The sequence below is a fragment of the Rhodococcus sp. NPDC003382 genome (genome assembly GCF_053589135.1).
This window is the reverse complement of sequence record NZ_JBSFRH010000087.1, coordinates 1-8,609: the sequence shown is the minus strand read 5'-3', so window position 1 is coordinate 8,609 and position 8,609 is coordinate 1. Positions and strand designations below refer to the sequence as shown.

The 8,609-nt window shown below is 68.9% G+C and carries 8 protein-coding genes and 1 pseudogene; 6 read left to right on the top strand and 3 right to left on the bottom strand.

What is annotated here, in order from left to right; translation table 11 throughout:
• The coding region (locus ACWDUD_RS30260) for an Hsp70 family protein (protein ID WP_450111729.1) at positions 1–1,024 on the top strand (1,024 nt) is incomplete at its 5' end.
• 11 nt (positions 1,025–1,035) lie between these two features.
• Here ACWDUD_RS30260 and ACWDUD_RS30255 read toward each other — a convergent pair.
• Positions 1,036–2,190 carry a DUF2786 domain-containing protein gene (locus ACWDUD_RS30255; protein ID WP_450111728.1) on the bottom strand — a complete coding sequence of 385 codons (1,155 nt, stop codon included), beginning with the start codon at positions 2,188–2,190 and terminating at the stop codon, positions 1,036–1,038.
• Between the two features lie 45 nt (positions 2,191–2,235).
• A complete protein-coding gene (gene metG, locus ACWDUD_RS30250; protein ID WP_450111727.1) occupies positions 2,236–3,795 on the bottom strand; it encodes a methionine--tRNA ligase in 1,560 nt (519 codons plus the stop codon).
• Between the two features lie 21 nt (positions 3,796–3,816).
• On the opposite strand from metG, the gene ACWDUD_RS30245 reads away from it, so the two are divergent.
• A complete protein-coding gene (locus ACWDUD_RS30245) occupies positions 3,817–4,653 on the top strand; it encodes a TatD family hydrolase (protein ID WP_450111726.1) in 837 nt (278 codons plus the stop codon).
• A 47-nt stretch (positions 4,654–4,700) separates the two neighbouring features.
• Positions 4,701–5,759 (top strand): maleylacetate reductase, encoded by a 1,059-nt coding sequence (locus tag ACWDUD_RS30240; RefSeq protein WP_450111725.1) that lies wholly within the window; start codon positions 4,701–4,703, stop codon positions 5,757–5,759.
• Between the two features lie 3 nt (positions 5,760–5,762).
• Here the strand turns inward: ACWDUD_RS30240 and ACWDUD_RS30235 are convergent, their stop codons facing one another.
• Positions 5,763–6,269 (bottom strand): VOC family protein, encoded by a 507-nt coding sequence (locus ACWDUD_RS30235; RefSeq protein ID WP_197250945.1) that lies wholly within the window; start codon positions 6,267–6,269, stop codon positions 5,763–5,765.
• 152 nt (positions 6,270–6,421) lie between these two features.
• On the opposite strand from ACWDUD_RS30235, the gene ACWDUD_RS30230 reads away from it, so the two are divergent.
• The 3 genes and pseudogenes from ACWDUD_RS30230 to ACWDUD_RS30220 all read left to right on the top strand — a co-directional run.
• On the top strand, positions 6,422–6,850 hold the full coding sequence (locus tag ACWDUD_RS30230; RefSeq protein WP_450111724.1) for a DoxX family protein: 429 nt from the start codon (positions 6,422–6,424) through the stop codon (positions 6,848–6,850).
• 347 nt (positions 6,851–7,197) lie between these two features.
• Positions 7,198–8,325, top strand: coding sequence for a transglycosylase family protein (locus tag ACWDUD_RS30225; protein ID WP_197250947.1), 1,128 nt, complete (start codon positions 7,198–7,200; stop codon positions 8,323–8,325).
• A 12-nt stretch (positions 8,326–8,337) separates the two neighbouring features.
• Positions 8,338–8,609, top strand: a pseudogene (locus tag ACWDUD_RS30220) (resuscitation-promoting factor); the annotation flags it as partial.

Here is an 8,609-nt window from a genome sequence, read left to right as displayed (position 1 = left end):
CCCGTCGGCGACGATCCGGGTGACCGGCCACGGCGCCGACCTGACCCTGACCCTGACCCGGGAGGAGTTCGAGCAGCTGATCGAACCGCAGATCAGCCGCGGGGTGCAGCTGGCCGCGACGGTGCTGCGCGAGGCCGGCATCGACCGCGGCCGGTTGCAGGCGCTGTATCTGACCGGCGGCTCGTCGCGGATCCCGTATGTGCACCGGCGCCTGGCCGAGCTCGGCCCGATCGCCACCCTCGACGACCCGAAAACCGTCGTCGCCAAGGGCGCGGCCGGGTTCGTCGCCGGCGGACGCGCCACCGACCCCGCGGCGCTGAGCGCGACCGAGCCTGTCCGGCGCGAACCCGCGCAGCCGCCGCACACGCCGATTCCCGCGCCCAGTTTCGCCGCGACGCCCACAGCGGACCCGGCTCCGGTTGCGGGGCGGTCGCGCACACCGTTCGTGATCGCCGGGGCTGCGCTCGCCACGGTGCTCGCCGCGGCAGGCGTCTACTTCGCCGTCGACGGTGGCGAGACCCCCGCGACCGCCGCGGCATCCACCATCGACGCCGCCGCCCCGGCCGGCGCACCCCCTGCGACCTCGGACTCGGCATACATCAGTGAGGTGTCCGAGGACGTTCTGCCGTTGCTGCCCAGCAAGCTGATCACCTCGTCGTCCTCGTGCGACAAGTCCGGATTCAGTTACGAGGGTGCGTTGCAGCTGCGGTGTGTGGTGACCGCCGATTCGAGTGTCGGGAAGGCGATGCGGTTGGCGGAGGACGACGACCAGTGGGTCACCGCCTGGCGCGACGACCAGTACGCCCGGTCGAATTTCATCCGGTACCGGGACCGAACCCTGTCCGGATACGCCAGTCGCGTGCACTCCTCGGGTGATCGCATCGTCAACTACGCCACGGACGACACGTACAGTTCCGGATTCGAAACGATCGACCGGAAGACGGGTCTGATCCTGACGTACAGCGTCGACACCGTCGAGCAGGGCCTGACCCTGGCGACCGAACTCGGCTTCGCCGACTCGTGATTCGCGGCCCGTCACTGCGGGCCGGACGTCGACGGTGAGGTGAGGCAGGCGTTCTCGGCGGCTTCCCGTCCGGCGTGCCAGCCCTCGGCGTCGACGGTGCGGGTACGCGACGACCGGGTCGCGGGGAACAGGCGGCGGAATTCCTCGTCGACCGCCTCGGAGCGGCGAGCCAGGATCGGCGCGAGCGTCGTCATCGGCAGGTGCGCGTCCGCGGCGGCGTCGACCGTGGCACGAGCGTCGGCCTCCCGCAACCGTTCCCCGATCCGCCCGGCGTAACCGGCGAGGAACGCGCGCCGGAACGCGGTGGCCCCGCCGCCGACCCGGCCGCCGGTTCCGGCCGCGGCCATCGCGCGGGTCGCCTGCACGAGCAGCGACCCGAACAGCACCTCGATCTGGCGCAGTTCGACGTCACCGCCGACGACCGTGGCGATACCGACCTTCGCGAACCACACCGTGCGCGCCCGGTTCGCGCTCCCGATCGCGGTGAGCAGCAGCACCTTCTCCTTGGCGTACGGATTGTCCAGGTGCACCCGCATCCCGCGGATGCCGGACGACTCGTCCTTCCCGGCGAGCAGGGCCGCGCTCACCGCGTAGCGGGTCACGAGTTCCTGGGCCTTCGCGGTCAGCGCCTCGGCTTCCTCGGGGAAGTCGGTGGACTCCGCTTTCGACAGCAGCCCGCGGATCCGGTCGAGGATCCGCGGATCCGGGACCGCATCCGCCGCGGCGGCGGTGCGCAGCGGCGGCCACTGCGACGGCGGCGGGGCCAGAACGGTGAAGCGCGGCAGGTACTTCCAGGTGAACGCGAGGCCGGTCACCTGGAACCGCGTGACGTCCGGCAGCGCGCGCTGCAGGGCGGCGCCGAACAGCGGACCCCGATCGCCGGGCGGGATCCGCGTCGCGAGTGCGGCGAGATGCGGATGGTGGTCCGCGACGGTGCGGATCTGCCGGAGCCAGCCTTCCGGGGCCCGGTCCTCGGCGCGGCTGCGGTGCGCGTCGAACAGCACCGCGGCCGCGCCGAGCGGCACGTCCGAGAGGTCGCCGGAACGCGCCGTCACGTGCAGCACGTCCGCGGGTTGCCACCCCCGCTCGTACGCCCAGGTCAGCTCGTCGAGCAGCGCCTGGGCGCCCAGATCTTCTTCTCGAATGTATGTTCTAGTGCTCCCCATGCGGGCAGTGTGACGGAAGGCACCGACACGAACCCGGGATGCCGACTATTCGGCGTCGTCGACGAACCGCGGGAACACCGGCGACGGTGCCGGCAGCGCGGTGCCCGGCACCAGACGCGTCGCGAGGTCCGCGAACGTGCGGGCATCCGTGTCCTGGCCGAGCAGGTCGAGGATCTTGGTCCCCGAATCCGGCATCACCGGCTGGACGAGGATGCCGACGATGCGCACGACCTCGAGCGTCACGTACAGGACCGTTGCCATGCGCGCCGGATCGGTCTTGCGCAGCACCCACGGTTCCTGCGCGGAGAAGTACCGGTTCGTCTCGCCGAGCACGTGCCAGATCGCCTCGAGCGCCAGGTGCAGGGCCTGCACGTCGAACTCGGCGCGCACCTTCTCGAGCAGGCCGTCGGCCTGCGCCAGCAGCGCCAGGTCGTCCTCGGTGAACTCGCCCGGCGTCGGCGCGAGCCCGTCGAGATTCTTCGCGACCATCGTCAGCGACCGCTGCGCCAGGTTGCCCAGTTCGTTCGCCAGATCCGCGTTGATCCGGGTGGTGATCGCCTCGTGGCTGTAGCTGCCGTCCTGCCCGTAGGAGATCTCGCGCAGCAGGAAGAACCGCAGTTGGTCCAGACCGTACTTCTCGACCATCTCGAGCGGGTCGACGACGTTGCCCACCGACTTCGACATCTTCTCGCCCTTGTTGAAGAGGAAGCCGTGCACGAACACCCGCCGGGGCAGTTCGATGCCCGCCGACATCAGGAACGCCGGCCAGTACACCGTGTGGAAACGGGTGATGTCCTTGCCGATGATGTGCAGGTTCGCGGGCCAGAACTTCCGGAACGCGTCGGACTCGGTGTCCGGGAATCCGACACCGGTGAGGTAGTTCGTGAGCGCGTCCACCCACACGTACATCACGTGGTCGGGATGCTCCGGCACCGGAACACCCCAGTCGAACGTGGTGCGCGAGATCGACAGGTCCTTCAGGCCACCGGAGACGAAGCTGACGATCTCGTTGCGGCGGGTCGCGGGGGCGATGAAGTCCGGCTGCTCCTCGTACAGCGCGAGCAGCTTGTCCTGGTAGGCGGACAACCGGAAGAAGTAGGTGGACTCCTCGGTCCACTCCACCGGGGTCCCCGTCTCGGTGGAGATCCGGGAGCCGTCCTCCTGCAGCGTCGTCTCGGCCTCGGCGTAGAACGCCTCGTCGCGCACCGAGTACCAGCCCGAGTAGGTGTCGAGGTAGATGTCGCCGGAATCGACCATGCGCTGCCAGATGGCTTTGCTGGCCTCGATGTGGTCCGCGTCGGTGGTGCGGATGAACCGGTCGTACGAGATGTTCAGGGCCTTGTCCATGGCCTCGAACACGCTCGAGTTGCGCGCGGCGAGCTCCTCGACCGGCAGCCCTTCCTTGACGGCCGTCTGCTGCATCTTGAGGCCGTGCTCGTCGGTGCCGGTCATGAAGAACACGTCGAAGCCGTCGAGACGCTTGAACCGTGCGATCGCGTCCGACGAGATGTACTCGTAGGCGTGCCCGATGTGCGGGGCACCGTTCGGGTAGGCGATCGCGGTGGTCAGATAGAACGGCGGGCGGGCGGAAATGGGCGCAGTCATGGTGGCCCTACTGTATAACCCGTGAGCAAAGCCCGTCCCGCGCCCGAGCCCCCCGAACCCCTCGCACCCCTCGTCGACGCCCACACGCATCTCGACGCGTGCGGCGCGGAGGATCCCGAATCGGTTGCGGCGATCGTCGATCGGGCCGCCGCGGTCGGTGTGGGCCGGGTCGTCACGGTCGCCGACGATCTCGACGCGGCACGGTTCGCGGTGCAGGCGGCGCACTGGGACGACCGTGTCTACGCGGCCGTCGCGATCCACCCGACCCGCGCGAACGTCCTCGACGAGCAGACCCGCGCGGAGGTCGAACGCCTCGCCGCGGACCCGCGGTGCGTCGCGGTGGGGGAGACCGGCCTGGACCTGTACTGGCCGGGCAAACTCGACGGCTGTGCCGACCCCGTCGAGCAGGAGGACGGTTTCCGCTGGCACATCGACCTCGCCAAGCGCCTCGGCAAGACGCTGATGATCCACAACCGCGACGCGGACGCCGAGCTGCTGCGGGTCCTGCACGACGAAGGCGCTCCCGGGACGGTGATCTTCCACTGCTTCTCGTCGGACGCGGACATGGCGCGGGCCTGCGTCGACGCCGGCTACGTGCTGAGCTTCTCCGGGACCGTCAGCTTCAGGAACGCGAAGGCGCTGCGCGAAGCGGCGCCGCTGGTGCCGCGCGAGCAGGTGCTGGTGGAGACGGACGCGCCGTTCCTGACCCCGCATCCGTTCCGGGGCGCCCCCAACGAGTCGTACTGCCTGCCGTACACGCTGCGGGCGCTCGCCGAGGTGCGCGGGGAGGATCCGCTCGAACTTGCGGCCGCGACCACCGCGAACGCCGAACGGGTCTACGGCTTCCCGGCGATCTGATCCCGAACCGCCCGGGTACGCGCGCCGGAACCGCAACAATCGGAGGCATGTACAACTTCGTCTACACGGCACAGCCGGCCCGGGTGGTGTTCGGAGCGGGAACGGCCGCGCGCGTGGCCGACGAGGTCGAGAAGCTCGGCCGCTCGCGAGTGTTGCTGCTCGGCGGCGATCACGTGCGCAAGCAGGCGGGTTTCGTCGAGGACGTCCTGGGCGGCCTGCGGGTCGCCCGGTTCGACGGTGCCGTCATGCACACCCCGGTCGCCGTCACGGAACGGGTGCTGCAGGTCGTCAAGGAGCACGACGTCGACGCGGTCGTCGCGGTCGGCGGTGGTTCGACGACCGGTCTGGCGAAGGCGCTGGCCGTGCGCACCGGGATCGACCAGGTGATCGTGCCGACGACCTACGCCGGGTCCGAGGTGACCCCGGTGCTGGGGGAGACCGCGGACGGGGTCAAGACGACGCGATCCTCGCCGGAGATCCTGCCGGAGACGGTGATCTACGACGTCGAGTTCACGCTGTCGATGCCGGTACCCATGGCCGTGAACAGCGCGTTGAACGCGATGGCGCATGCCGTCGAGGCCCTGTACGCCGAGCAGGCCAATCCGATCGTCGATGCGCTGGCGCTGCAGGCCATCGCCGCGATCGGCCGGGGACTGCCGGCGATCGGCGCCGACGCCGTCGACCACGGAGGCAGATCGGAGTTGCTGCTCGCGGCGTGGCTGGCGGGAACGTGCCTCGGTGCCGTCGGCATGGGCCTGCACCACAAGCTGTGCCACGTGCTCGGCGGCTCGTTCGAACTGCCGCACGCGGCGACGCACGCGGTGATGTTGCCGCACGTCATGGCGTACAACGCGGAGGCGGTGCCCGGCGTGATGGCCCGTATCGCGGACGTGCTCGGCACCGAGTCCGCGCCCGCGGGCGTGTTCGACCTGGTCGCCGCCGCGGGTGGGCCGACCACCCTCGCCGAGTTGGGGATGCGCGAGGGCGACCTCGACGAGGCCGCGCACCTGGCGACGGAGCGGAGGTACCCGAACCCGCGGGAGATCACGCGGGTCGGGGTGCGCCGGGTGCTCGGCGAGGCGTTCGAGGGCGTGCGGCCGGTCTGACCGTCAGAGCACCTGGTTCCCGTACATCTCGCCGAGCGGATCGGCGATGAGTTCGACGCGGGCGCCGTCGGGGTCGCGGAAGTACAGCGACGTCCCGCTGTGTTCCTCGGTGGCGACACCGGCGTCGGCGAGTGCCGACCGCAACCGTTCCCAGTGGTCGGGGGCGACGCTGATCGCGATGTGGTGCAGTCCGCCCAGGACCTCCCGGTAGGGGCCGACGTCGAGCCCGGGGAAGTCGAAGAATGCCAGCAGGTTTCCGTTGCCGATGTCGAAGAAGAAGTGCGTCGAGCCCGGGTAGTCGCGGTTCTCGATCAGTTCGGTGAGTGGGAATCCGAGGAGGTCCTGGTAGAAGCGGATCGTCGTCTCCACGTCGCTGCTGAGCAGCGCGGTGTGGTGGAGCCCGCGGGCGGTGGAGGCGGGCCGCCGGTCGGCGGGCAGCAGGTACTGCGTGCGGAGACGTTCGCGCTGGGCTTCGAACCGGTCGGGTTCCCGGTCGGTGGTGGTGCTCACGATTCGCTCCTCACAGTTCGTTGCGTGTTCAACTACCTGAGCGTAAACCATATCGTTGCGCAGTCAACCAATTTCCCGCGGTGCGATACATTGAGTGTGACGTGCATCACCGATGTGCGTGAACCTTCCGTTTCGTCGATGAGAGGTTCCCCATGAACAGCACGTTCTTCCGCGACATCGCGATTCTGCTGGCTCGACTGGGTATCGGCGTCATCTTCCTGGTGCACGGGTTGCAGAAGCTCACCGTCAACGGCTACTCCGGCACCAAGGCCGGCTTCGAGAGCATGGAGGTCCCCGCGCCGCCGGTCAGCGCGTTCATCGCCACGTGGGTGGAGATCCTCGGCGGCATCTCCCTGATCCTGGGTCTGCTCGTCCCCGTGTTCGGGGTGTTGTTGTTCCTGGACATGCTCGGCGCCTACCTGTTCGTCCACATGGGTAACGGCGTCTACGTCAACGACGGCGGGTGGGAACTCGTCGGCGCGCTCGGCCTCGGGTCGCTGCTGCTCGCCGCGGTCGGGGCGGGGGCGTACAGCCTCGACCGCTTCATCGCGCCGAAGGTGCCCTTCATGGCGCGCGCGTAATCTGCGGCTGGCGCCGCCCGTGTGCCTTTGTGGCGGCTGGAACCGCCGGAAAGGCACACCGCGCGGCCGGGTTCTCGTGTGTGCGAACGGCCGGGTCGGGCCGTGAATTTCCGCCTTCTTTCGACCATCCTTTCGAACGGCGTTTCGTCCGGAATCACATGCTCGTAATTCGGGGTGAGAATCGCACGTCCGTACCACTTTCCCCGGGTCTCGGAGAAGTGATCGAAAATCACGAAATGTCACCAAGCATTTACAATTGAATCCGCAGTTCAGACGGGTGCAGTTGCCGTATCAAAGCCGGTTCGTTACCGTGCTGTGATCACAGTTGTCGTCCGTTTGGAATTGTTGTGTCACCTTTTGCCAAGCTCAATCGAGCCAAATCCCCCGTGCTGTACTCGGTCGTCGCGGCCCTTTTCGTGACGCTCATCACCGGCGGAATCTTCGCCCTCGTCAAGCACAAGGAACTGACCCTCGACGTCGACGGTGAGCAGCGTGCCTTCGGCACCATGAGCTCCACCGTGAGCGACATCCTGGCCGACGCCGGATACGAAATCGGCGAGCACGACGTCGTCGCTCCGGCCGCCGACGCGACCGTCTCCGACGGCGACACCGTCGTCCTGCGCCGCGCCCGCGAGGTCAACCTGACCGTCGACGGCGAGCAGCGCTCGGTGTGGACCACCGCGCTCACCGTCGACGAGGCGCTGGCCCAGTTCCAGCTCTCCTCCGACGTCCACGTCTCGGCCTCGCGGTCGCACCGCCTGCCGCTCGAAGGCATCGACCTGGACGTCGTGAACCCGCGCAACGTCCAGTTCACCGACGGCGCCGCGCCCGCGGTCCCGGTCCGGATCGCCGCCCCCACGGTCGGTGAGTTCCTCGCCGCCAACGGCACGAAGCTCGAGCAGGGCGACTCCGTGACGCCCGCCGCCGACGCTCCGCTCACCGAGGGCCTGAACATCGTCGTCACCCGCGACCGCATCGAGTCCCGCGTCGAGAACCTGCCCGTCCCGCCGGCCGAGCACCGCGTCGACGACCCGAACATGACCGAGGGTGAGACCGCCGTCGACAACCCGGGTGTCCCGGGTGAGCGCTCCGTCACCTTCGACGTGCACACCGTCAACGGCGTCGAGGTCGGCCGCACCGAGAAGGCATCGACCGTGATCACCGAGCCCGTCGCCACGACCGTCCGCGTCGGAACCAAGCCGAAGCCCGCCGTGCCCGCCTCCGGTCGCGCATCCACCTGGGATTCGATCGCACAGTGCGAGGCCACCGGCAACTGGGCCATCAACACCGGCAACGGCTTCTACGGCGGCCTGCAGTTCACCCAGCAGACGTGGGCCGCCTTCGGTGGCACTCAGTACGCCCCGCGCGCCGATCTGGCCACCCGCGAGCAGCAGATCGCGGTCGCCGAGAAGGTGCAGGCGGCACAGGGCTGGGGTGCCTGGCCTGCATGCACCAGCAAGCTCGGCCTGAGGTAAGAACTGGAACTTGTGTCTGCGCTGTCGAAGATCAACAGTTCCCGGTCCACGCTGCTGTATGCGGTGGTGGGAGCCCTGTTGCTGACGTTGATCGCCGGGGCAGCGACCGCGGTGGCGCGGCACAAGACGATCACGGTGAACGTCGACGGCGAGCTCGTCGCACTCGCCACCATGCGCACCGACGTGCGCGGCGTGCGTGTGGGGGCCCGTCGAGACCGCTCACCGCGACCCCCACCTGGTACCACAGTACTCGTCTCCGATGTAGCCACTAATATACAACACAC